This is a genomic window from Marinospirillum alkaliphilum DSM 21637 (assembly GCF_900119735.1).
Taxonomy (GTDB): Bacteria; Pseudomonadota; Gammaproteobacteria; order Pseudomonadales; family Halomonadaceae; genus Marinospirillum; species Marinospirillum alkaliphilum.
Genome location: NZ_FPJW01000008.1, coordinates 19,387 through 42,862 on the forward strand (window position 1 = coordinate 19,387; position 23,476 = coordinate 42,862).

Genomic DNA, 23,476 nt, shown 5'->3' on the forward strand with positions numbered 1-23,476 from the left:
GGCCAATGAAATCTCAGCATCGCCTGAATATCGATCATCTGACCCCCTGGCTGGGGGAGGTTTGTGCCCCCAGCTTTCGCCGGGTAGCCCTTAACTGCAAGCGTCTTTTTAATGTTCCTGTTGCGGCAGTCGGTTTACGGGAAGACCGGCATATCCGCCTGTTTTTTTCTGGTGAAAGCCAGCAACGCCTGTTGGTGGATGATGCCTTGTGTGGCTTGCCGCTAGCGATTCCGGCAGAACAGATAGTGATCCCTGACTTGCAACAGCTTCCTGAGGAGTTGCAGCCACACTTGGCGCTGGCGTTGGGTGTACGCAGTTATGCTGGCGTACCTGTGTTTGCCGGGCGTCAGTTGCTTGGCAGCCTCAGTATTGCTGATCATCAGCCGCGTCAGTTTGATGTCAGGGAAGTGCAGCGTTTAAAAGACCTGGCGGTCTGGACCGGTGCACTGTTGGACTTGCATCTTTGAATTGCTGTATCTATATCTGTTGAAACAACCCATCAAGAAGAACAACAGCCATTAACGGAAAAAGGAAATCCCCATGACTCGTTCAAATGCTGCCGATCGCTCCGGGCTGGGTTTCGGTGCGCGTCTGACATTGATGATTCTAGCCTTGTTGCTGGTGTCCATCACCCTGCTGATCAGTCTGGTGATGCTGCAATACCGCCAGGCTTTGACTCAGGATGTATTAAATGAAATGACAACGCGAAGCCAGGGTAATGCTGGAGCTTTTACGGACTGGCTGCTGGCGCGGCAGGATGAAATGCGCTATCTGGCCACCGTGGATGCAGTGGTGAACCTGGATGCGGATGCCAGTGCACAACTCATGGCACGGATGACAGAGTTGGGCGGGTTTTATGACACCATTTTTCTGGTCAGTCCTGAAGGGCGAGGTCTGGCTGGTGTCAGTCTTGAAAACGGTCGGGCGCGCATCATGAGCAGTGATGAGGCTTACGCCTTTAATGTAGCAGATCGTGACTGGTTTCGTTCAGCCATCTCGGGGCGGGATACCTTTTCGCAGCCGGTGATTTCACGGGCAACCGGTAATCAGGTGAGCACTGTGGCCATTCCGGTGCGGCAGGATGGCCGCATTGTTGCCGTGATGCGCGGTGCAGTGCAGATCAATACTCTGGTGGATCGATTGGCAGCCTTGCGAAGGGATGCTGGTACGGAAATTTACATGATTGGCAGTAATGGCCGGGCAATTACACCGGCTGCTTCCATTGGTAATGCTGAAGTCGAGTTGCAAACAGAAGCTGCAGTTGCAGCTCGGAACCGTCAGAACCTTACTGGTGAATATACCAATGCGGCGGGGCAGCCAGTGATTGGCAGTCTGGCATTCATTGAACTGCTGGGCTGGGGCCTGGCAGTGGAAACCGAGTCCCGGGTTGCCATGGCGGAGTTGTATCGCATGTTATGGCTGGTGGTTGGTTTGACGCTGGTGGTGCTGGTGGTGTCGATGGGGGTTTGTATGTTGCTGGTGCGTTCTGTCACTCGCACTTTGGGTGGTGATCCCGCTTATGCTGCTGATGTGGTGCATCTGGTTTCCGAGGGGGATCTGGTGACACCGATTGCCTTGAAAAAAGGCGATGACACCAGTCTGCTGGCTTCCATTCACACCATGCAGCTGAAGCTGCGGCATATTCTTGGTGAGATCGGCAGCTATTCCGATCAGGTTGCGGCGGCTTCGACACAATTGGCTCAGATCAATGATCAGACCAGTCAGGGTATTCAGACCCAGGCCGAAGAAATCAGCAGCTCAGCGGCTGCCATGACAGAAATGACGGCCACATTGGAGGAGGTGGCGCGTAATACCCAGAACACTGCGGATGCCTCCAGGGATGCCTTGACGGCAGCGAATAATGGGCGTCAGGCAGTACGCTCAACACTGGATAGCATCAGTGAGCTGAGTCAGGAAGTTGAGCATGCCACACAGACCATCAATGAACTGAAAGAAAACAGCGATCAGATTGGCAAGATTCTGGTGGTGATCGAAGGGATAGCTGAACAGACCAATCTGCTGGCACTGAATGCTGCCATTGAAGCGGCACGTGCCGGAGACAGCGGGCGTGGATTTGCGGTCGTGGCGGATGAAGTGCGTAGCCTGGCCAGCCGCACCATGGCCTCAACCACCGAAATTCAAGCCATGATTGAACGCTTGCAGAAGGGGGCTGATCGGGCGGTGGTGGCCATGGATGTCAGTCTCAAGGGTACTCACTCCAGTGTGGCCAGTGCGCGTGAAATGGATGAAAAGCTTAACCATATTGCCGATGCGGTCCAGCAGATCGACCAGAATGCCCAGCAGATTGCCAGTGCCACGGAAGAGCAAACGCTGGTGTCTCGAGACATCAATCAGAGCATCAACAATATCAGTGAAGTGGCTGAAATGACGGCAGGCAGTGTCAGGGAGTCATCAGAGGCCAGTGAATCCCTGGCGCATCTGGCGGAACAGCTGAAGGGGCTGGTGGCCCAGTTCCGGACCTGATGGTAAGATCGCGCCATCAACCACCCTTGTTAAGGAAGATTACCCGGCATGGCCGAACAAGAAGCAGCACCTTCCAACCTGATCTGGATCGATCTGGAAATGACCGGTCTGGATCCGGTGAAAGAGCGCATCATTGAAATTGCCACCATCGTGACTGACAGTGAGTTGAACATCATTGAAGAAGGCCCGGTGATGGCTATCCATCAGCCAGACAGCCTGCTGGATGCCATGGATGAGTGGTGTACACGTACCCATGGCGCATCAGGTCTGACCCAGCGTGTGAAAGAAAGCCTTATCAGCACCGCTGAAGCAGAAACGCGTACACTGGAATTCCTGCAGCGCCATGTAAAAGCTGGTGCCAGCCCGATGTGTGGCAACAGCGTGCATCAGGATCGGCGTTTTCTGCAGCAGGAAATGCCTGCATTGGAAGTTTTTTTCCATTACCGCAATCTGGATGTGTCCACCCTGAAAGAGCTGGCCAAACGCTGGCATCCGGAACTGCCAAAAAAATTCAAGAAAACTGGCACCCATCTGGCATTGGATGACATCCGTGAGTCCATTGCGGAACTGCGTTTTTATCGTGAAGAGTTCATTCGCCTACCGGAAAACCCAGCTAAATGAGTGGCCGCAAGCTGACCCGCCAGCAACAGTGGCGTATCGATAAGGTACAACAGGAACGTAATGAACGCGCCCAGCGCAAGGACAGTCGCCTGGATGAAGGGCAGTTGGGTGCTTCACAAGCGGGTCTGGTGACAGCCCATTTTGGTCGCCAGGTCGAGGTTGAGGCGCTGGAGGGTGAGTTACTGGGTCAGCGTCAACGCTGTCATGTGCGGGCCAATGTGGATAGCCTGGTCACCGGTGACAAGGTTAGCTGGCGCCCTCATCTACTGCCCGATGAAAGTGGTGTGGTGGAATCTCGCCACGACCGCCACAGCCTGTTGGCACGACCCGACATGCGCGGTGTGATGAAAGCCATTGCCGCCAACGTGGATCAGCTGTTGCTGGTGATTGCACCCGAACCTGAACCTCACGCCAACCTGATTGACCGTTATCTGGTGGCTGCCGAACACACCGGCATCAGCCCCTTGCTGGTGATCAACAAGTGGGATCTGATGGAAGCGGGTCGACTGGATGCTGTGCTGGTTCAACGGGTCGAGCAGTTATTGGTGACTTACCGCAAGCTTGGCTACCAGGTGCTGATCAGCTCTACACAGCGTCAGCAGGAAGATCTGCAACAATTGCAGGAACATTTAAAAGACCGTATCAGTGTGTTTGTTGGTCAATCCGGGGTTGGAAAATCATCCCTGATCAACCTCCTGTTGCCCGGAGTGGATCTGCGGGTAGGCAGCCTGTCAGAAGATACCCGCAAAGGGCGCCACACCACCACCACCGCCAGACTGTTCCACTTCCCCGTCGGTGGGCAGTTGATTGACTCGCCCGGCATCCGTGAGTTTTCCCTCGGTTTTCTGCAACCGGATGAAGTGGCTCAGGGCTTTTGTGAATTCCGTCCTTATCTTGGCCATTGCCGTTTCCGGGATTGCCGCCACCAGCAAGACCCTGGTTGTGCCTTGCGTGAGGCTGTGGAGCAGGGCCATATTGCCGCCAGTCGCTTTAACAGCTATCACCATATCGTTAAAAGCCTGCAGGAAGCCGACTGAGTACGGCATTGGTTTTTTAACGCGGAATTACCACTTAAGTGGTGTGGTTGTTTGGTTGCAATATTCGTTATATTTGTTGTTGGGTGTAATGCTGGCGTGGCTTTTTAAACAGATTATAACAAAGGCGGTGGTCGCTATGCTGAAATCAATGAGAATCGGGACACGCATCATGCTGGGCATTGCTGCCCTGTTGCTGGCCATTATCCTGTTGATTGCCTGGGCCGTGATGCAGCAGATTCAGGGCATCGTGCGGGAAGCTGAAGAGCGTGAACTGAGTGGCATCCATGCCAGTGTGCTGGCCAGCATTGATGATGAAGCGCGTATAGCCTCTGCGTTGGCAGGTGCTTTAACACAGCTGGAAGGAGTGACCGAGCGCTTTGCGGCTCAGGATAGGGACGGACTGCTGGCATTGCTGGAGCCAGCCAACCGTTTTCTGATGCAGCATTATGCCGTGCGTCAGTTCCAGTTTCATTTGCCACCTGCAACCTCCTTTTTGCGTGTGCATCAACCTGCAACCTATGGTGATGACCTGTCTGGTTTCCGTCATACCGTTGTTGCTGTTAACCGTAACCAGCAGGTGGTGACTGGTCTGGAGCTGGGCGTGGCTGGCTTGGGTATTCGAGGCGTGGTGCCGGTTTATCATGCTGGTCAGCATATCGGTTCGGCTGAGCTGGGCATGTCTTTTGGTCAGCCTTTTTTTGATCGCATCAAGGCTGACAGTGATCCAGCCCAGCGTTTGCAGCTGGCTTTGCATACCCTGCAGGCAGATCGCAGTCTGCGAACCTTCGCCAGCACCCTGGATGGCAAAAATCTGCTGGAAATGTCGAAGCTGCAACAGGCATTGCAGCAACCAGTGTTGAGTAGCCTGCAACTGGCAGGCGTGGACTCTGCTGTGTATGCCGCTCCGGTTCGTGATTTCAGTGGTGAGTTGATTGGAGTGCTGGAAGTAGCGGTGGACCGTACCGGTTATGTGGCAGCCATGGCGGCAGCCCGAAACACTGTTTTGGGTATAGGTTTGGTGGCGTTACTGGTGGGATTGTTGCTGGCCTGGCTGATTGGCCGGACGATTGTGCAGCCCTTGCAGCATACCGTGGCTGCCATGGCTGATATTGCAGAGGGTGAGGGCGATCTGACCCGTCGCATGGATGCTGTGGGCCGTGATGAACTGACGGATTTGGCGCGTGCTTTTAACCGTTTTGCCGGCCGGGTGCAGGAAACGGTGGGTCAGGTGGCAGGCTCAACCGGTCAGTTGTCAGCCGCTGCTGAACAGATGTCTTCAATCACGGCAGAAACCAATCTGAACATTCAGCAGCAGCGCCAGGAAATTGAGCAGGTGGTTGCTGCAATGAATGAAATGACAGCGACGGTGCAAGAAGTGGCACGTAATGCCGAGTCGGCAGCCGCTTCGGCACGTGAGGCTGATGATGAGGCTGCACAGGGTGGTGAAGTGGTGACCGGCACCATTCGTGCCATAGAGCAGATGGCTGAAGGCATGGAAAACACCTCCGGTGTGATTGATCTGCTGGGGCGTGATATTGAAGGCATCAGTTCGGTGCTGGATGTGATTCGGGGTGTGGCTGAGCAGACGAACCTGTTGGCATTGAATGCCGCCATTGAGGCTGCGCGTGCAGGAGAGGCTGGCCGTGGATTTGCTGTGGTGGCGGATGAGGTGCGCACGCTGGCCAGTCGTACCCAGGACTCCACCCAGGAAATTGAAAAGATGATCCACGCGCTACAGGATCGTGCCCATCAAGCTGTTGGTTCGATGAAGCAAAGCCATCAGGATGCCCGTAATATTGTGCAACAAGCGGCAGGTGTTTCTGCCGCACTGGAAGGCATTACCACGGCCATTCGTCGCATCAGTGAAATGAATGAGCAAATTGCTTCTGCTGCGGAAGAGCAAAGCTCGGTGGCTGAAGAGATCAATCGCAACATCATCAATATCAATGATGTGTCTGAGCAGACGGCTGCAGGTGCCAGTCAGACCAATACTGCAGGGCAACAACTGGCTCAGCTGGCGACTGATCTGCAGGCGCTGGTCAATCGTTTCCGCTACTGAGTCAGTCCATCAGTTTGCGCATTTCTTCATGCAGGCGGGCGTCCAGCAGCAAGGGCGCCTGAGCCAGCCAGCGATTGCTGGTCATCAGATCACGCAGCAGTTGAACGGATAATACCGGACCACGCCAGGCTGCGCCTTTGCCTTTACCACTGTCACTGGTGGTGCTGGCAAAGTCTTTCAGGTAGTCCTTCCAGAAGGCTGGAATGAAACGTCTTACAGGGCGCTGGCTCTGGATGGCCAGGCGCTCGGCAATCACCAGTCCCTGGTGATCCAGATCACCAAAATGCACATGGGGCACAAACTGCGGCAGGAAGCGTAAAAAATCACCTGCCAGTGGCAGTTGATCAGGTGCAACCCAGATGGCCAACAGGTTTTCCGGCAGGTCGATATCCAGAAAAACACCACGATCCTCAATGGTCATGACCAGATAGGGGAGTTCACCATCCAGTTCCTGGATCTGTCGAAAATCCCGCTCGGGCAAAACGGCTTCAGAAAGTTGTCGCCAGATCTTTTTTAATTCAATGGCAGTGCCGTGTTTGCGCACCAGCCGCAGGTCCATGTTGCCACGCAGGTGTAAACACCGGTCGTCACTTAATTCAATCTGGGGTAATTCTTTGTAGAGGTGTTCCGGTAAGGGTGTTTCCGGGTTGCCCAATAAAGCCTGCTGCAAGCTACGCCGGTTGAGCACTCTGGGCAGGTCGGAACGGAGTTGCTCCTTGATGAAGCCCCAGCGCTGCTCAAAGGCTTCCCCCAGCATCAACTGGTCACCTTCCAGCGCATCCAGCCATTCACGCCATTCCGGCAGGCGTAGGTCCAGCAGTTCCACCAGGCCCGATCGTCCACGCACACTGAGCATGAAGTTGTCATCTTCATCTTCAGGCACCAGCCAGTTGCTGGCGATGAGCTCATCCACCAGCGGTGCATTGGCATGAGTACGCCGCACTCGCTCATGTTTGTGGAGTGTCAGCGCAGCTTCCTGTATTGGCAGTGATTGCCAGTCGATCTGGGCATCCAGCATGACCTGTCCTTTTATTTATCCTCGACCACGGGTTCTGTTTTTATTGGGACCTGCATTGCGGGCAATGAATTCAATGATCTGGCCCGCTACATCCTTGCCGGTAGCGGCTTCAATGCCTTCCAGCCCCGGAGATGAGTTGACCTCCATCACCACGGGTCCATGGTTGGATCGTAACAGATCCACGCCGCAGACGCGTAATCCCATGGCACGAGCTGCGCGTATTGCGGTGGAGCGCTCTTCCGGTGTGATTTTCACCAGCTCTGCAGTGCCACCCCGGTGCAGGTTGGAGCGGAATTCACCGGGCATGGCCTGGCGTTTCATGGCTGCAACCACCTTCTCACCAATCACAAAACAGCGGATATCGGCACCACCAGCCTCTTTGATGTACTCCTGCACCATGATATTGGCTTTTAAGCCCATGAATGCCTGAATCACACTTTCTGCAGCTTTTTCGGTTTCAGCCAGCACCACACCAATGCCCTGGGTACCTTCCAGCAACTTGATGACCAGCGGTGCACCACCCACCATACGAATCAGGTCAGGAATGTCATCCGGGGAGTGGGCAAATCCTGTCACCGGCAGACCGATACCCTTGCGTGACAATAATTGCAGTGAGCGCAGTTTATCCCGCGAGCGGGTAATGGCGACTGACTCATTGAGGGTGTAGACCCCCATCATTTCAAACTGGCGTAGCACCGCGGCACCATAAAAGGTGACGGATGCACCAATGCGAGGAATCACCGCATCAAAATGCTCAAGGTCTGCACCCTTGTAGTGGATGGTTGGCTTGTGGGTGGCAATGTTCATGTAACACCGCAGGGTATCAATGACCCTGGCAGTGTGGCCCTGCTGTTCAGCAGCCTCCACCAGACGGCGGGTTGAATAAAGGCTGGCGTTGCGGGAAAGAATAGCTAGATGCATGGATCAGTTGGGTCCAGAGAAAAAAACTTAAGGTAGGTGAACCAGTCGCTGACAAACGAACCGGTTCAGAGGGATCCCTGCAAATAAGCCGCACCGGGAGCGACCAGCAGGTGCTGTTCCATGGCACTGCGTCCTAGCAGCATAGGGTATTTCATTCGCGAGCGGTCAGCCAGTGTCAGCTGAATTTTTTCTCTGAACTCACCGAGCAGCACTTCCGTTTCCACCACATAACGCCAGTCGCTGTGGCCATTGGAGCTGCGTACCTTGCGACGATCCAGTAAAGGCAGTTGGCAGCGAACTGTACGCGGCGTGGCACTGGTTTCATCCAGGGTCACAAAACTGATCTGCTGCTGGCCTTTACGGCCTTCAACATGAATGTCTGTGGCATGCAGGCAAGAGGTTTTGGCGCCGGTGTCCACCTTGGCACGCACACAAAGATTTAATGCCGGGAAACAAACCACTTCCCTGGCACCGATGATGATTTTTTCGGTTGGGTTGGTCATTTTTTGATCAGCTCCGGCAAGTCCAGCAGGTTTCAGATTCAGGACAGTTTGTACTTGGGTTATCCACACCCCTGTCCACTTGAACTGTGGGTAACCGCTTGTGGATCATAATGGATCAGACGGCTGGAAAAGCAACCCCTGGTATTTAACCGGATCAGGCGCAAGGCTGGCAAGGCCTTGTCATCTATGGAAAATTCATCTTGCTGGGGTGTGAATTGTGCTGCTGTGGATGGGCAGGCCAGCACCCTGGTATGACCCTGCTGGCGGCTCAGGGGTTGGTGGACATGTCCACAGATCAGGAGTTTCAATTGCTGCTTCAGATCCAGTTTGTCCACAAGCTGCCAGAAGTTGCTGGCGTTATCCAGGCTGATGGCATCCATCCAGCGGCTGTTCACCTTGATGGGGGGATGGTGGAGTGCCACCAGCAGTGGTCGCGGGTCAGTCAGAGCCTGTTGCAGGCGTTCCAGTTCGGTGGCACTCAGGTAACCGGCAACCTGGCCCGGCCAGTGGCTATCCAGTCCCAGCAGTTGCCAGTGAGGTGTCTGATCATGAAAAACACTGCTGGACCAGGCCTGCATCAGTTCCGGGGCGTCGTGATTGCCGGGCAGCCAGCGCCAGGTGAGTCCACTGGCTTGTAGCTGTTGGTATAACCACTGGTAGGTGGCTGCCGCTTCGTCCTGGGCCAGATCTCCGGTCAGCAATAACAAGTCGGGTTGCAGGCGACGGGCCAGTTGCAGTCCGGCCAGAAACCGCTGGCGTGTATCCAGTCCTCGATAACGGGCCGTTGGATCAGCCAGCAGATGGGGATCGGTGAGCTGAACCAGCCGGAACACGCCTGATTCAGTGATCGGGTTCAAAAGTGACATGAGGGGTGTAACCGCGACTTAAAGCAAATTTCAGCCACTCCACCAACTGGGCATTCACCTGCACCTTTTCATCCGGATGAAACATGGCTTCATTGGGGTAGGCATAACGTCCTTCCCGTGGCTGTTGTTGTTGGCAGCTGACTACTTCTGCCAGACGCACATCATGGTAAACCCGGATCTGCATCTGCAGTGGATGCAGCAGGGGGTGATCCACCTGCTGGCTGTAACGCAGTTCAATCAATTCAGTCCAGGGCGTGCGTTCCAGCCGCTGCAGATGTAACTGGCCTAAATCGCGTCCATGTTGTCGCAAACCGATATGGCAAACCTGTTGCTCATCCGCCTGCCACAGGCGTTGCAACAACAGGTAGCTGGCCGCTGCATCACTTTGCAGGCGACTCAGTTCAGCCACATAGGCGGTGCGGGGCATCAAGACTCTCCCGTTTCAGTGGTGGGCAAGGGACGTTGTGCTTGCCACTGGTGTTGCATCTGGGTGTGATTCATTTCAAGCCATTGCAGGGCAATCAGGCTCATGGCATTACGGGCGCGGCCTTGCTGGCATTGTTGCCAGGCTTGCTGACGCGGCAGCACCAGTACACGGATGTCTTCATGTTCGTGTTGCAGGCCGTGTAATCCGCCTGCTCCGCGGGCATCAACTATGGCTGCATAAAGCAGGATCTGTTCATCGGTGCCGCCGGGGCTGGAATAATAGGTGAACAGGTGTTGCAGATCCAGCAATTGCAAGCCGGCTTCTTCCATGGCTTCGCGGTGAGCAACACTTTCCGGGGTTTCACCTGCTTCCACCATGCCGGCAATCATTTCCAGCAGCCAGGGACTGTCCTGATCCTGCAGGGCACCAACCCGGAACTGTTCAACCAGCACCACCTGATCCTGCCAGGGATCATAAGCCAGCACTCCCACGGCCCGGCCACGCAGCAGCAGTTCACGACTCATGGTGTCGGTCCAGCCGCCGGCAAAACGTCGATGTTTCAGACGCAGCTTGTGCATGGCAAAAAAACCCTGGTACACCGGTTGTTCGGCTTCAAGGGTATAATCGACTGCAGTGAACGGTGTCGGGATCATGGTGAAAGTGGCTCCTGATGCCGAAAATGAGGCAAGCGTGCATGATGACAGACTTCGGGAAGCTTACACAATGAAAGGCCGTAACATGAGCCGCTGGCGGGACCCTGCCAAAGATCCGCGCGCGGAAGAAAAAACCGCTTTGATCACACCGGAAGGTTATGCGCGGATGCAATCCACGCGGGATTTTCTCTGGCGGGTGCGGCATCCTGAGCTGGCACAGAAAGTACGTGAAGCTGCTGCCAATGGTGATCGCAGTGAAAATGCCGATTACACTTACAACAAGCGTGAGTTGAATCGCACGCTGGCGCGTATCCGTTTTCTGGATCAGCGTCTGGAGGTGTTGAAGGTGGTGGACCGCCCACCGGCTGATCCACAGCGGGTGTATTTTGGTGCCTGGGTCACGCTGGAGGATGAGGCCGGTGAAGAAAGCTGCTGGCGTCTGGTGGGGCCGGATGAAGCGGATGCCGGTCAGGGACTGTTAAGCATTGATGCACCACGAGCCCGGTTGTTACTGGGGCGTCGGCTGGATGATGAAGTGCTGCTGCCTACCCCGGAGGGGGAGGCAGCTTTTGTGATTACGGATATCCGTTATGCCGAGATATAAGAGGTTACTATTTACTGCTGTTTTTGCACATTCAGGCTGGAAATGAAGTTGCTGGCCAGCAGGTGCAGGTTGCCCACTTGCATGTCCAGTTTGTCTGCCTGCTCACGGGCGGAATCTCCGGCAGATACGGATTTCTCTGCCAGATCTGCAAGCTCCATGACCTGGCGGCTGGTCTGTTCACTCAGTACTGACTGATGGCGCGTCATTTCTGAAACCTCAACTGCCAGATGGTTGATCTGATCCACTGCACCCAGCACTTCCTGCAGGGATTGTTGCATTTGTTCAGCCAGCGCCACGGTTTCCTGGGAGGCATCAACTCCCTTGCCAATGGCTTCTACCGAGGCTTGGGTGTCGTGCTGCAGCTGAGTGATGATGCTGCGTACCTGCTGGGTTGAGTCATGGGTGCGCTGCGCCAGACTGCGAACCTCATCGGCCACCACCGCAAAGCCACGACCGGCTTCCCCGGCGCGAGCGGCTTCAATGGCTGCATTCAGGGCCAGCAGGTTGGTTTGTTCAGCAACACTGGTGATCACATCAATCACCGTCCCGATCTGTTCACTGCTGGCTGCCAGACTGGCCACCTGCAGGCGTGCCAGCTCCAGCTCTTCGGACTGATGGGCAATGGCCTTGGCCACCTGCAGGATTTTTTGCTGCCCTTCCTGGGTTGCAACCTGAGATTGGCTGGCAGCAGCAGCGGTGCGTTCGGTGCTGCCCATGACCTGTTCCAGGCTTTCAATCTGTTCATGCATGGCTTGACGAATTTCAGTGATTCGGCTGCCTTGTTCTTCAATGTAATGGAAGGCTTCATGCAGGCGCTCGTCAGAGCGGGATTTGCTGCGGCGCAGATAACCACTGTTGTTGAACAGGCGTGCTACCACAGCGCGTAGTTCAGAGCTGCGAGTACGCAAGGCAAAACCTATGTTGCCAATTTCATCCTGGCGGCCGGTGTAGACGTAGCTCATGATGCGACTGGCACCAACACGTTGGGCTCCGGCTTGCAGTTGTCGCAAACCTTGCAATTGCATTGCAGCACCCAGGCAGGCAACCAGTGCTGCCAATAATGGCAAACTGGCCGTTATGCCTGGTGCCAGCATCAGCATACCGCCGCTGGCTAGTAAACCCGGTAACAGAATGGTGAGCAGCAGGGCATGAAGCAGTGACATGTGAGGACGCGTTAAATAGCCCGGTAGCTGGCCTGTTCTGGACCAGTGGCTGTAAAGGCTGTCTGCACGCTTTATCGCCGCGCGGGGAGCGGCAGTGCGTACTGACTGGTATTCGACAATCTTGCCATCTTGTTTGATGGGGGTGACATAAGCATCCACCCAGTAGTGATCACCGTTTTTGCAGCGATTTTTGACAATGCCTTTCCAGGAGCGACCGGCAGCAATGGTGTTCCAGAGGTCCTGAAAAGCACCGGGTGGCATGTCCGGATGGCGGATCAAATTATGGTTCTGGCCAACCAGTTCGTCACGGCTGTAGCCAGAAACCTTGACAAAGTCGTCGTTGGCAAAGGTGATAATGCCACGCAGGTCGGTGATGGTGATGAGCTGGATGTCTGTTTCAACCGGATGTTCCTGGCCGGTGACAGGTTCATTGATACGCATTGGTGAATCCCCGCTTTATAGTTGCTTTTATTCCCTAGCAATAACCAGACCAGTCTGCTTTATTTTTATGAACAAGGAATGACTGGGCTGATGCGCATCAAATTTAGTCGTTCAGGACTCAAATAACTATTGATCCATATCAAGGCTTTATCATCAAAAAGCATCTAAAGGTTTTTTAATTTTATATCTTATTAAAGTTTTTCTGCTGGGTCAGTGCTTTAAATTGGGGCAGGAGCTGGAGCAGCTGTTCTTGTAGGTTTTCATACAGAGGCTGCAGTTCTGCCATAGAGACACCATTTTTGGCACCTTGCTCCAGATCAGCAGCGGTGGATCTTGCTGCTTCAGCGCCAAAGGTTGCCAGCAGGCTTTTCAGGGTGTGGGCAGTGGCCCCGAGTTCTGCCTGATTCTGTTGTTGCCAGTGCTGTTCCAGTTGCTGCTGGTAGCTGGGATAATCATCAATAAACATCTGCAACACCTGCAATAACAGGCTTTCATCACCACCGAGTGAGTCCAGCGCTTTTTGCCATTGGATAGGGGTGTTTTCAGATGATTCGGTTTCTTCTTCTGTAGAAGGATGAATGACCTCAGCCAGCAAGGCATCAGCCATGTCGAGCAGATCATCCAGTTCACCAGTGCCTTGCAGGCGTTCTTCTTCCGGTTTCTGGGGGGCATACTGCTGCATGACGCGCTCCATTTCTTCATACAGCAGGGTGGGAACCACCGGTTTGGCAACATAACCCTGCATGCCTTCTGCCAGACAGCGCTCACGATCCCCTTGCATGGCATTAGCGGTCATGGCCAGGATGGGCGTCAGGGGTAAATGGTGTGCCTGCTCATATTCGCGCCACTGGCGTGTGGCCTCCAGTCCATCCATGACCGGCATCATTACGTCCATCAGCACCAGGTCAAAATCCTGCTGTTGCAGAAGTTCCAGCGCTGTCTGGCCATCCGGAACCACGGTGATTTGATGTTGATAACGTTCCAGCAATTTAATGGCCAGTTTCTGGTTAACCGGATTGTCTTCCGCCAGCAGCAGGTTCAATCCACGGCTATAGTGCTCATCATTACTGCCTTGCAGGCCGGATTGATGGACTTTCACCTGCCCCAGTACCTGATTCAAGGTGGCGTGAAGTTCCGTCATGATGATGGGTTTGGTCAGGTAGCCGGTTAATCCCAGATCACGACAGCGCTGAGCATCACCTGCTTCGGCAGAGGCGGTGAGTATCACCACCTGAGTGTTTTTGATGGCTGGGTCTCTGGTGATGCGCTCTGCAACCTGAAAACCACCCATGCCAGGCAGGTTGGCATCTAATAACACCAGATCATAGGGTTGATGTTCCGCTTCGTGGCGTAACTGGAACAAGGCCTCGGGGCCAGAGGTTGCAAAGCCGTGGGGTACTTCCAGTTGCGTTAACATGGCAGACAAAACACGCCGATTGACCGGTTGATCATCCACCAGCAATACCCGATAACGAGTCAGGTTGATGTTCTGGATGGTACCGCTTTCAGGTTGTTCAGCTTCACTCATCGGCACTTGCAGCGTAAATACGGACCCTTGTTCTGGCACACTGCTGGCAAAAACCTCGCCCTGCATCATGTGGGTCAGTTCACGCACAATGGATAGGCCCAGCCCGGTGCCTTCAAATTGGCGGTTACGCTCGCTGTTAACCTGCTCAAAGGGTTCAAAGACCTTCTGCAGGGCCTCTGGGGACATGCCAATGCCGGTATCACGGACACTAAAGCGAATAACCGGCTGCGGGTTGTCTGATCCAGACAGACGCTCAACCGTTAAATGCACCTCACCATTTTGGGTGAATTTGATGGCATTGCCCAACAGGTTAATCAGCATCTGGCGTAAGCGTGATGGATCTGCATAAACATAGCGTGGCAGGTCCGGACTCATGTCATAGTGCAGCTGTAATTGCTTCAGTTGCGCGCGGCTGGACAGGCTGCGCATGGTCAGGCCAATCAGTTCTGGCAGATCAAACACGCGGGGTTGCAGATCCAGCTTGCCTGCTTCAATTTTGGACAGATCCAGCAGGTGATTAATGATTTCCAGCAGGTGCTCTGCTGACATGCGCGCCAGATCCAGATGCTCTTTTTGTTCCCTCTCCAGCTCGGTACCCAGTACCAGCTCCAGCATGCCAATAATGCCGTTCATGGGGGTGCGGATTTCATGGCTCATATTAGCCAGAAACTGACTTTTGGCCTTGCTGGCAGCGCGGGCAACCTCAATCTGGCGATGAAGCTCCGCTTCATTCAGGCAGCCTCGGCAGAAGCGCCCCAGTTTGTCCATCAGCGGTGGTAGCGCCTGGAACAGGCTATCGGACAGCGGTTGATCTTCTTTGAGTAAAAGCAGTAACCCAAACCCTGGCAGGTTAAACAGGTATAAATGACCTTGATCAACATCAAGCTGCATGGGTAACTGACGGCTCCAGCTCGGCCAGTCAGTGATATAGGTGGGTAGTTGTGGTAGTTCGGGACAATTCAGGGTTTGGTGTTGTGATAAACAGGGAAGGCAGGTTCTGGGTTGCCATTCCAGTCGCAGGGTGCAAACAGCCTCCTCGCCCAGACCTTCGTGACGGATTTCTTCACGGTGCTCAATGGCCTGCAGCACTTGAATGCAACTGGCATTCAGACGTGTCAGCAGGGTTTGCAGTGCATCTTGCAGCAGGGTGTCCAGATCCGCACTGGAGCCCATGCTCAGGGCGATATCATAAAGGATGGCAAGATCGCTGGACTGCTTCACCCGGGCTTCTCCTGTACTGCTGGTTTACATGAGCACTTGATGATAACAAAATGTAACATTGAGTGTCATTGGAAACTTCCTGCAGGGCGCTAAACTGGTCCCTGATTTGATGACTGGATAAGACAGCGTGAACGAAATCAATACTGAAGATGCAAAACGCAGTGTGCTGATTGTGGATGATACCCCGGTCATGCGTACCCTGCTGCGACAGCTGCTGAAAGATCAGGGTTTTCTGGTGATTGGTGAGGCGTCCAACGGTACAAAAGCGCTGGATGAGTTTCGTCGTCTTAAACCGGAGGTGGTTTGCCTGGATATTGAAATGCCGGAAATGAATGGTCTGGATGTATTAAAGACCATCAAGTCTGAGCAGCCTGACACAGTGGTGGTCATGATTACCGGTGATGCACAGGCGCGCAGTGTTAATCAGGCCATTGATGCCGGTGCCAATGGTTATATCCTGAAACCTTTCAGTGGTGTGCGTGTTGCTGAAGTGATCAACAAGGCGCTGCTGGCTGGCTGACAGCCTGCGGGTTGAACACTGTGGGTTGGTCACCGCAGGGGGTTTAAAGGTTTGCCGGGATTGTCAGACTTATCTGGCTTGCAGATGTCAGTTCAGCTTGGCGAACTGCGTTTGCGAAAGTGGTCCAGTACAGAGCTGGCCAGGTCGTCAGCATCAAATTTGGCAATAAAATTGTCGGCTCCCACCCGTGTTACCATGCTCTTGTTAAATACCCCGGACAGTGAGGTGTGCAGCAGGATATAAATATCCTTCATGCGTGGATCTTCCTTCACCTTGCGAGTGAAGGTGTAACCATCCATTTCCGGCATCTCGATGTCGGAAATCACCATCAGGTATTCTTCTGCAGGTTTTTTGCCTTCATTCACCATTTCGGTCAGGTGATCCAGCGCCTGTTTGCCATCCTTTAACAACACTGAGTCCAGTTCGACTTCGGCCAGGCAGCGCTTGATCTGGTTGCGTGCCACCACCGAATCATCCACCACCAGTACAGTGCGCGGTACTTTGGATTCCTTCAGGGCAGCAAAGTCTTCCGATATTTTGCTGTTCATCTGTTCGGGGACCGGTGTGACTTCAGAAATCACCTTTTCCACATCAATGATTTCCACCAGTTGGTTGTTCACCCGGGTCACAGAGGTCAGATAATGGCGGTGGCCAATGCCTTTGGGGGGCAACAGAATGTCACTCCACTGCAGGTTGACGATGTTTTCAATGCGATCTACCAGAAACCCCTGCATGCGCCGATTGTATTCACAAACAATCACACTCTGTTTGCGGGGTTCGGTCACCTTGCCGGATTGAATGGCACTGAGCAGGTCAAGGATGGGCAGCGGGCCATCCATGGTATTGGCCACACCCACCACATGGGGGTGGTGGTAAGGGAGTTGGGTGAGCGGGGGGCAGGGAATGATCTTTTTGACTTTAAAGACATTGATGCCATAAAGCTGGCCGTTTTGCAGGCGGAAGAGCAATAACTCCAGACGGTTTTCACCAGCAAGCTGGGTGCGCTGGTTGACATTCTGCAGGAGTTTGCTCATTTGCCGCCCTTCCCGTGACTTTTTGTATGGTTATGTTCTATTCAACCCCAGTTGGGCCGTGGGAAGCAAGAGGCATCAGTCTTTTATTGCTGCAATGGCTTCAGCACATTCGTGGATCAGTCCTGGACCCCGGTAGATAAAACCTGTGTAAAGCTGGATCAGACTGGCACCGGCCTTGATGCGTGCCACTGCATCTTCAGCACTGAAAATACCGCCAACACCAATGATCGGTAGCTCACCTTCCAGCGCATTAGCCAGTTTGCGGGTGATGCTATTGGCTTTTTCAGTCAGGGGGCGGCCGGATAGACCGCCCTGCTCATCACCGTATTGCAGACCCTCAACAGCCGTTTTATCCAGCGTGGTGTTGGTAGCGATTACGCCGTCCAGTTTCAACTCACGCAGGGTTCTGGCAAGGCTCTGCAGTTCTTCATCATTCATGTCTGGTGCCACCTTCACCACCAGCGGTACATAACGCTGGTGCAGATCCGCCAGGCGCTGCTGGGCTTCTTTCAGTGGTTGCAACAGGTCTTTTAAGGCCTCGCCATACTGCAGGCTGCGCAGGCCGGGGGTGTTGGGCGATGAGATATTAACCGTGACATAGTCCGCCTGGGTGTAAACCGCTTCCAGTCCGATCAGATAATCATCGACGGCCTTTTCCACTGGTGTGGTCAGATTTTTGCCCAGATTGATGCCAAGCAGTCCCTGGTACTGACGTTTTTTGACCTGCTGTAGCAGATGTTCCAGTCCCTTGTTGTTAAAGCCCATGCGATTGATGATCGCCTCCTGTTCGGGGATGCGGAACAGGCGGGGTCTGGGGTTGCCCGGTTGGGGTTTGGGTGTCACCGTACCCACTTCAATAAAACCAAAACCTAGCTGGCCAAGGCTGTTCAGGTGATCGGCATTTTTATCCAGGCCCGCTGCCAATCCCACCGCGTTGGGAAAGGTTAATCCCATCACCTCAACCGGCGCCTGCAGCATCGGGCTGGCAAAGGTTTTGATCAGATGCAGGCGTGCTGCTGCATCGAGGCTTTCCAGTGCCAATTGGTGTGCAGCTTCGCCGGAGAGGGTGAACAGGATTTTTCTGGCCAGAGAATACATGGAGTGCTCCGCAGCAGGGGTCAAAGTCTGGCGGCATTATACCTGCTGGCAGGTGTTTGTGCCCTCGCAAACCACCTACCAAAGTACTGATTTTTTTCAGTGCCGAAGTGCAATGGTAAACCACAGGCCGTGTTGCCACTATGAACCGGGTAACAAAACCCCTTTTAATCAAAAGCAACAATGATCCATCCAATAACAACAATGAGGAATGCATCATGATTTATGTACAACCCGGCCAGCAGGGCGCAGTGACCAGTGTTAAAGCACGCTACGAGAACTTTATCGGCGGCCAGTGGGTGGCTCCGGTCAAGGGACAGTACTTCAGCAATATTTCACCCGTGACGGGGCAAGCCTTCTGCGAGGTGCCGCGCTCCACCGCAGAAGACATCGACCTGGCACTGGATGCCGCCCATGCAGCCAAAGCCGCCTGGGGTGCTCAGTCCGTTACACAGCGCTCCAACCTGCTGCTAAAAATTGCCGATCGACTGGAACAGAATCTGGAAGCCATTGCCGTGGCCGAAACCTGGGACAACGGCAAAGCCGTAAGGGAAACCCTGAACGCTGATGTGCCGCTGGCCGTGGATCACTTTCGTTATTTTGCCGGTGCGATTCGTGCGCAGGAAGGCTCCATTGGTGAAATCGACAACAACACCGTGGCTTATCATTTTCACGAGCCACTGGGAGTGGTGGGGCAGATCATTCCTTGGAACTTCCCGCTATTGATGGCGGCCTGGAAAATTGCTCCGGCACTGGCCACCGGCAACTGCATTGTTCTGAAACCGGCCGAGCAAACACCCTGGTCGATTCTGAAGTTCATTGAGCTGATCGAAGACCTGCTGCCACCCGGTGTGTTGAATGTGGTGAATGGTTATGGTGCTGAAGCCGGTCAGGCGCTGGCCACCAGTAAACGCATTGCCAAAATTGCCTTTACCGGCTCCACTCCGGTCGGTTCCCACATCATGAAGTGTGCGGCTGAAAACATCATTCCGTCCACGGTGGAGCTGGGTGGCAAGTCACCCAATATTTTCTTCAAGGATGTGATGGACTTTGAAGACAGCTATCTGAGCAAGTGCATTGAAGGGGTGGTACTGGCTTTCTTCAATCAGGGTGAAGTTTGTACCTGTCCTTCCCGCTTGCTGGTTCAGGAAGATATTTATGATGCCTTTATTGCCAGGGTGATTGAGCGCAGTCAGCAGATCAAGCGTGGTAATCCACTGGATACCGAGGTGATGGTGGGTGCTCAGGCTTCACAGGAGCAGTATGACAAGATTCTGGGTTATCTGGATATTGGTCGCCAGGAAGGGGCAGAAGTCCTGATTGGTGGGGGCAGCGAACGGCTGGATGGAGAATTCAGTCAGGGGTATTACATTCAGCCCACACTGTTAAAAGGCAACAACCGCATGCGAGTATTTCAGGAGGAAATCTTTGGCCCAGTGGTTTCTGTTACCACCTTCAAAGATGAGGCTGAGGCACTGGCGATTGCCAACGACTCGGAGTTTGGTCTGGGTGCCGGTGTCTGGACGCGTGACATGAACCGCGCCTATCGCATGGGTCGTGGCATTGAAGCAGGGCGTGTGTGGACCAACTGTTATCACCATTACCCGGCACACGCGGCCTTTGGTGGTTACAAAAAATCCGGTGTCGGTCGGGAAAACCACAAGATGATGCTGGATCATTACCAGCAGACCAAAAACCTGCTGGTCAGTTATGACGTAAACCCTCTGGGGTTCTTCTGATCTGATTCGGGTCAGGGTTGGCTTCAATCAACAGTGGCATGTATGCTGAAACCTTAAACAATGCTGCTGTTGATGGAGCCTGCGCCTTGTCCGAGATCAGTCCCCCTGTGTTGACAGCGGCTTCTTCCGCCGCCGATCCTTTCAAGGCAGCCAGAGAGCTGGCTGGCACACTGCACCACCCGGATCTCGACCGGGTGGTGTTTTTCTGTTCGGCTGAATACAACCTTCCGCAACTGGCTGAGGCGCTCAACCAGGTTTTTTCCGGTGTTCCCCTCAGTGGTTGTACCACAGCAGGTGAGCTGACCCCTGATGGTTATGCCTGTGGCTCGATTGTGGCGTTGGGTTTTCATCGCAATTTTTTTCATTTGAATGCTGCCCTGATCCAGCCGCTGGATGGTTTTGCCCTGGCTGAAGCTCAGCAGCTGATCAACCGGCTACTGCAGTCTGACCATCCACATCGGGCGGACTGGCGGCATTTTGCTTTAACCCTGTTTGACGGTCTGTCCAGTCAGGAAGAGCTGGTGCTGGCAGCGTTGGATGCTGCTCTGGGCAGTACGCCACATTTTGGTGGCTCTGCCGGGGATGATATTCATCTGACCAATACCCATGTTTTTCATGATGGGGCTTTCCACACCCAGGCTGCGGTGGTCATTCTGGTAGAAACATCACTGCCGTTTGACGTGTTCACTACCCATCACATGCAACCACTGGACAGCAAGCTGGTGGTGACTGAAGCAGACCCGCTGACCCGGCGAGTCAGTGAATTGAATGCTGAACCGGCAGCCGAGGCTTATGCCCGATTGATTGGGCTGACACCAGAACAACTGACACCGGATATTTTTGCTCTGCACCCGCTGGCGGTGAAGCTGGGGCAGGATTATTACGTCCGTTCCATCCAGCGGGTGAACCCGGACCTGAGCCTTGATTTTTATTGTGCTGTCGGCAAGGGCAGTGTACTGACGCGTATGCAGCCTCAGGCCATGCTGCAAGACCTGGAGACCTGTTTAAGTGATATTGAGTCCCGCATCGGTCAGCCACTGATCACCCTGGGCTGTGATTGTTTTTTGCGACGCCTGGAGAGTGAGCAGCGCGGGGAGCGCGAGCAGACGTCAGCTTTTCTGGCGAAGCACCGGGTGATTGGGTTCAACACTTACGGTGAGCATCATGCCGGTTTGCATGTTAATCAGACCTTCACGGGTGTGGTGCTGGGGCGGGGCAAGGTGGAAAAGGAATGAATGGATGAATGCGAGGGAGCAGGAACTACAGGCATTAAAGGTCGAAAATGCCCGACTGAATAAAATTAATCAGGCGTTGATTGAGCGGGTGGAAGCAGGCAGTGGTTTGTCTTCTTCGCCCTATGCAAGTTTTGAGCAGGCTGCAGCCCTGGCGGAACAGGTAAAAGCGCGCACGGCAGAATTGACACACCTGAATGAGCAACTGCTGCAAGAGATCAGTGATCGTAAACGGATCGAAGGCTGGTTGCTGGAAGCCAAGCAGGATGCAGAGCAGGCGAATTTGTCCAAAACCAGGTTTCTGGCGGCCGTCAGTCATGACTTGTTGCAGCCTTTAAATGCTGCTCGCCTATTTACCAGCGCCCTGGAGGAGCAACCTTTGGATACAGGGTTGCAGCATCTGGTGCGATCGGTCAGCCATTCGCTGGCTGATGTTGAATACCTGTTGAGTACGCTGGTGGATATTTCCAAACTGGATGCCGGGGTGATTCAGCCGGACCTCAGTGTGTTCACCCTGCGCGACCTGCTGGATAACCTGGCTGCTGAATACCGTCAGGTGGCTCGCAGTGAACGCATTGAGTTTTGTTATGTTGCCTGCAGTGTACCGGTGCAGACGGACCTGCATCTGTTGGCGCGTATCCTGCGTAACTTCCTTGCCAATGCCATGCGTTACACACCGCCCGGGGGCAAGGTGTTGCTGGGGTGTCGTCGTCAGTCCGGTGTAGTGGTGGTGCAGGTGCTGGATACCGGGCCGGGAATACCGGAAGACAAGCTGGGGATGATTTTTCAGGAGTTTCAGCGTCTGGAGCCCAACCCTGCCAATCACCGTGATCAGGGGTTGGGGCTGGGGTTGGCGATAGTGGATCGCATGGCACGCATGCTGAAACATCCCGTGTCCGTTCGCTCCTGCCTACAGCGAGGTTCCATGTTCAGTGTGACCTTGCCACTGGCACCGGAAGGGCAGTTTCCACAGCTTCGTACTGCTGTGGGCACCCTGCCTCGTCTGCAACTGAGTGGTGCCCGCATCTGGGTTCTGGATAACGACCTGTCCATCTGCGAAGGCATGGAGCGTTTGCTGCACACCTGGGGCTGTGGCGTTCGAACGGCACAACATGCCGAAGGGCTGGATCTGCTGTTGTCACAAGAGCGAGCCTTGCCAGACGTGTTGGTGGTGGATTACCACCTGAGTGCCGGGGTGTCCGGTCTGGATCTGGTGCAGAACCTGCAGCAGAAAACCGGTGTGGAGCTGCCGGTACTGGTGATCACGGCCAATCACAGTCATCAGCTGAAGGCCGAAGTGAAGCAACGCGGCTATCAGTTATTGTATAAACCGGTCAAACCGCTGCGTTTGCGTCAGCTGCTGGTGCACCTGTTGAAGATAGCGTCAGACCGGTGAGTGATGCTTCAGGCATCCGGTGGCAGGATTTCCCTTGCAGCCAGTGCCACCTGCACCCGATTGCTCAGCCCCAATCGATCCAGAATGGCGGATACATGCCCCTTGATGGTGGTTTCAGCCAGATGCAGGTGTCGGGCAATCTGCTTGTTGGATTCACCCAGCGCCATACGCTCCAGCACCAGTCGTTGTTTACGTGTCAGGCTGTTAAGGCGTTCCGGGTCCAGCAACCGGGTTTCAGTGGGGGCAGTTGTTTCTGTCTGGCGCAGGATCTGGGGTGGCAGATAAACCTGGCCTGCCAGCAACTGCTCCAATGCTGCCAGAATCTGCTGGCGTGATGATGCTTTGGAAATAAATCCGACAGCACCTTCTGCCAATGCCTGCAAAACCACCTTGCGATCTTCTTCGGCACTGACCATCACAATGGGTACACCGGGGTGTTCATGGTGCAGACGGGTCAGTCCCTGTAATCCCTGCATGCCCGGCATGTTCAGATCCAGCAACAGCAGATCGAGGTTGTCATTCTGATTCAGCAGCGCCAGTGTTGCTTCCAGGTTCTGGGTTTCAAGCAGGCGTGATTCAGGAAAGTGCCCGGCGATCACCTGCATGATGGCTTCACGGAACAAGGGGTGATCATCAGCGATCAGAAAGGTGTGCACAGGCGACTTCTTCCTCACTCAATTGGATACCCGCTCAATGGAAAGGAATTGCCCAGTGTCCGAATAGTTGAGCCGGAATAGACCATTGATGCCGGTCTGGTCAACCATCTGGCGGATGATGCGTCGTGGAAAAATGATGCTGCGGCCATCCACTGTGGTGGTTTTCACATTGGGTGCCTGGCTGGTGTAGAAGGCCAGGCACTCAGCCGCAGACATTTTGATACGTACATACACACTGGGCATTGCAGTCAACAGCTT

At 54.3% G+C, this 23,476-nt stretch carries 22 protein-coding genes; 10 read left to right on the plus strand and 12 right to left on the minus strand.

The features are described 5' to 3' along the window. Positions 1–5: 5 nt before the first annotated feature. The 5 genes from BT114_RS10930 to BT114_RS10950 all read left to right on the plus strand — a co-directional run bounded on the left by BT114_RS10930 (position 6) and on the right by BT114_RS10950 (position 6,201). Positions 6–467 carry a GAF domain-containing protein gene (locus BT114_RS10930; protein WP_072326508.1) on the plus strand — a complete coding sequence of 154 codons (462 nt, stop codon included), beginning with the start codon at positions 6–8 and terminating at the stop codon, positions 465–467. A gap of 73 nt (positions 468–540) precedes the next feature. After that, the gene (locus BT114_RS10935) at positions 541–2,484 is read left to right on the plus strand and encodes a methyl-accepting chemotaxis protein (protein ID WP_072326509.1); all 1,944 of its coding nucleotides are present in this window, start codon (positions 541–543) and stop codon (positions 2,482–2,484) included. 48 nt (positions 2,485–2,532) lie between these two features. Then, positions 2,533–3,105, plus strand: coding sequence for an oligoribonuclease (orn, locus tag BT114_RS10940; protein WP_072326510.1), 573 nt, complete (start codon positions 2,533–2,535; stop codon positions 3,103–3,105). Next, on the plus strand, positions 3,102–4,142 hold the full coding sequence (gene rsgA, locus BT114_RS10945) for a small ribosomal subunit biogenesis GTPase RsgA (RefSeq protein WP_072326511.1): 1,041 nt from the start codon (positions 3,102–3,104) through the stop codon (positions 4,140–4,142). Before orn ends, rsgA begins: the two co-directional genes overlap by 4 nt. Positions 4,143–4,278: 136 nt before the next feature. Continuing rightward, on the plus strand, positions 4,279–6,201 hold the full coding sequence (locus BT114_RS10950) for a methyl-accepting chemotaxis protein (RefSeq protein ID WP_072326512.1): 1,923 nt from the start codon (positions 4,279–4,281) through the stop codon (positions 6,199–6,201). A 1-nt stretch (position 6,202) separates the two neighbouring features. Here the strand turns inward: BT114_RS10950 and BT114_RS10955 are convergent, their stop codons facing one another. The 6 genes from BT114_RS10955 to BT114_RS10980 form a co-directional block, all read right to left on the minus strand. Continuing rightward, on the minus strand, positions 6,203–7,219 hold the full coding sequence (locus BT114_RS10955) for a hypothetical protein (RefSeq protein WP_072326513.1): 1,017 nt from the start codon (positions 7,217–7,219) through the stop codon (positions 6,203–6,205). 15 nt (positions 7,220–7,234) lie between these two features. Continuing rightward, entirely contained in the window at positions 7,235–8,140 is a 906-nt protein-coding gene (gene rimK, locus BT114_RS10960; RefSeq protein ID WP_072326514.1) for a 30S ribosomal protein S6--L-glutamate ligase, read from the minus strand. 65 nt (positions 8,141–8,205) lie between these two features. After that, the gene (locus BT114_RS10965) at positions 8,206–8,643 is read right to left on the minus strand and encodes an ATP-dependent zinc protease family protein (protein ID WP_072326515.1); all 438 of its coding nucleotides are present in this window, start codon (positions 8,641–8,643) and stop codon (positions 8,206–8,208) included. A gap of 59 nt (positions 8,644–8,702) precedes the next feature. Beyond that, entirely contained in the window at positions 8,703–9,509 is an 807-nt protein-coding gene (locus BT114_RS10970; RefSeq protein WP_072326516.1) for a metallophosphoesterase, read from the minus strand. Further along, positions 9,484–9,936 carry a DUF1249 domain-containing protein gene (locus BT114_RS10975; RefSeq protein WP_072326517.1) on the minus strand — a complete coding sequence of 151 codons (453 nt, stop codon included), beginning with the start codon at positions 9,934–9,936 and terminating at the stop codon, positions 9,484–9,486. The genes BT114_RS10970 and BT114_RS10975 overlap by 26 nt, the downstream gene beginning before the upstream one ends. Next, positions 9,936–10,589, minus strand: a complete 654-nt coding sequence (locus tag BT114_RS10980) for an NUDIX domain-containing protein (RefSeq protein ID WP_072326518.1) — start codon at positions 10,587–10,589, stop codon at positions 9,936–9,938. Before BT114_RS10980 ends, BT114_RS10975 begins: the two co-directional genes overlap by 1 nt. Positions 10,590–10,659: 70 nt before the next feature. Between BT114_RS10980 and greB the strand changes: the two genes are divergently transcribed. Continuing rightward, positions 10,660–11,193 carry a transcription elongation factor GreB gene (greB, locus tag BT114_RS10985; RefSeq protein WP_072326686.1) on the plus strand — a complete coding sequence of 178 codons (534 nt, stop codon included), beginning with the start codon at positions 10,660–10,662 and terminating at the stop codon, positions 11,191–11,193. An 11-nt stretch (positions 11,194–11,204) separates the two neighbouring features. On the opposite strand, the gene BT114_RS10990 is transcribed toward greB, so the two are convergent. After that, positions 11,205–12,797, minus strand: coding sequence for a methyl-accepting chemotaxis protein (locus BT114_RS10990; RefSeq protein WP_072326519.1), 1,593 nt, complete (start codon positions 12,795–12,797; stop codon positions 11,205–11,207). Between the two features lie 181 nt (positions 12,798–12,978). Beyond that, the gene (locus BT114_RS10995) at positions 12,979–15,546 is read right to left on the minus strand and encodes a response regulator (protein ID WP_072326520.1); all 2,568 of its coding nucleotides are present in this window, start codon (positions 15,544–15,546) and stop codon (positions 12,979–12,981) included. Positions 15,547–15,673: 127 nt separating this feature from the next. On the opposite strand from BT114_RS10995, the gene BT114_RS11000 reads away from it, so the two are divergent. Continuing rightward, positions 15,674–16,066, plus strand: coding sequence for a response regulator transcription factor (locus BT114_RS11000; RefSeq protein ID WP_072326521.1), 393 nt, complete (start codon positions 15,674–15,676; stop codon positions 16,064–16,066). A 92-nt stretch (positions 16,067–16,158) separates the two neighbouring features. Here BT114_RS11000 and BT114_RS11005 read toward each other — a convergent pair whose 3' ends face one another. Both BT114_RS11005 and BT114_RS11010 read right to left on the minus strand, forming a co-directional pair. After that, positions 16,159–17,100 (minus strand): chemotaxis protein CheV, encoded by a 942-nt coding sequence (locus tag BT114_RS11005; protein WP_072326522.1) that lies wholly within the window; start codon positions 17,098–17,100, stop codon positions 16,159–16,161. A 75-nt stretch (positions 17,101–17,175) separates the two neighbouring features. After that, positions 17,176–18,198: a quinone-dependent dihydroorotate dehydrogenase gene (locus BT114_RS11010; protein ID WP_072326523.1), complete on the minus strand. Its 1,023-nt coding sequence runs from the start codon at positions 18,196–18,198 to the stop codon at positions 17,176–17,178. Between the two features lie 215 nt (positions 18,199–18,413). Here BT114_RS11010 and exaC point away from each other — a divergent pair, with 215 nt between their 5' ends. From exaC to BT114_RS11025, 3 genes are all read left to right on the plus strand, one after another. Beyond that, entirely contained in the window at positions 18,414–19,934 is a 1,521-nt protein-coding gene (exaC, locus tag BT114_RS11015; RefSeq protein WP_072326687.1) for an acetaldehyde dehydrogenase ExaC, read from the plus strand. An 86-nt stretch (positions 19,935–20,020) separates the two neighbouring features. After that, on the plus strand, positions 20,021–21,169 hold the full coding sequence (gene nosP / locus BT114_RS11020) for a nitric oxide-sensing protein NosP (protein ID WP_072326688.1): 1,149 nt from the start codon (positions 20,021–20,023) through the stop codon (positions 21,167–21,169). Positions 21,170–21,173: 4 nt separating this feature from the next. Next, positions 21,174–22,562 (plus strand): ATP-binding response regulator, encoded by a 1,389-nt coding sequence (locus BT114_RS11025; RefSeq protein ID WP_072326524.1) that lies wholly within the window; start codon positions 21,174–21,176, stop codon positions 22,560–22,562. 8 nt (positions 22,563–22,570) lie between these two features. Here BT114_RS11025 and BT114_RS11030 read toward each other — a convergent pair whose 3' ends face one another. Together BT114_RS11030 and BT114_RS11035 are read right to left on the minus strand one after the other, a co-directional pair. Further along, positions 22,571–23,218: a response regulator gene (locus tag BT114_RS11030; protein ID WP_072326525.1), complete on the minus strand. Its 648-nt coding sequence runs from the start codon at positions 23,216–23,218 to the stop codon at positions 22,571–22,573. Positions 23,219–23,236: 18 nt separating this feature from the next. Then, positions 23,237–23,461: a DUF2835 family protein gene (locus BT114_RS11035; RefSeq protein ID WP_072326526.1), complete on the minus strand. Its 225-nt coding sequence runs from the start codon at positions 23,459–23,461 to the stop codon at positions 23,237–23,239. Positions 23,462–23,476: the final 15 nt, after the last annotated feature.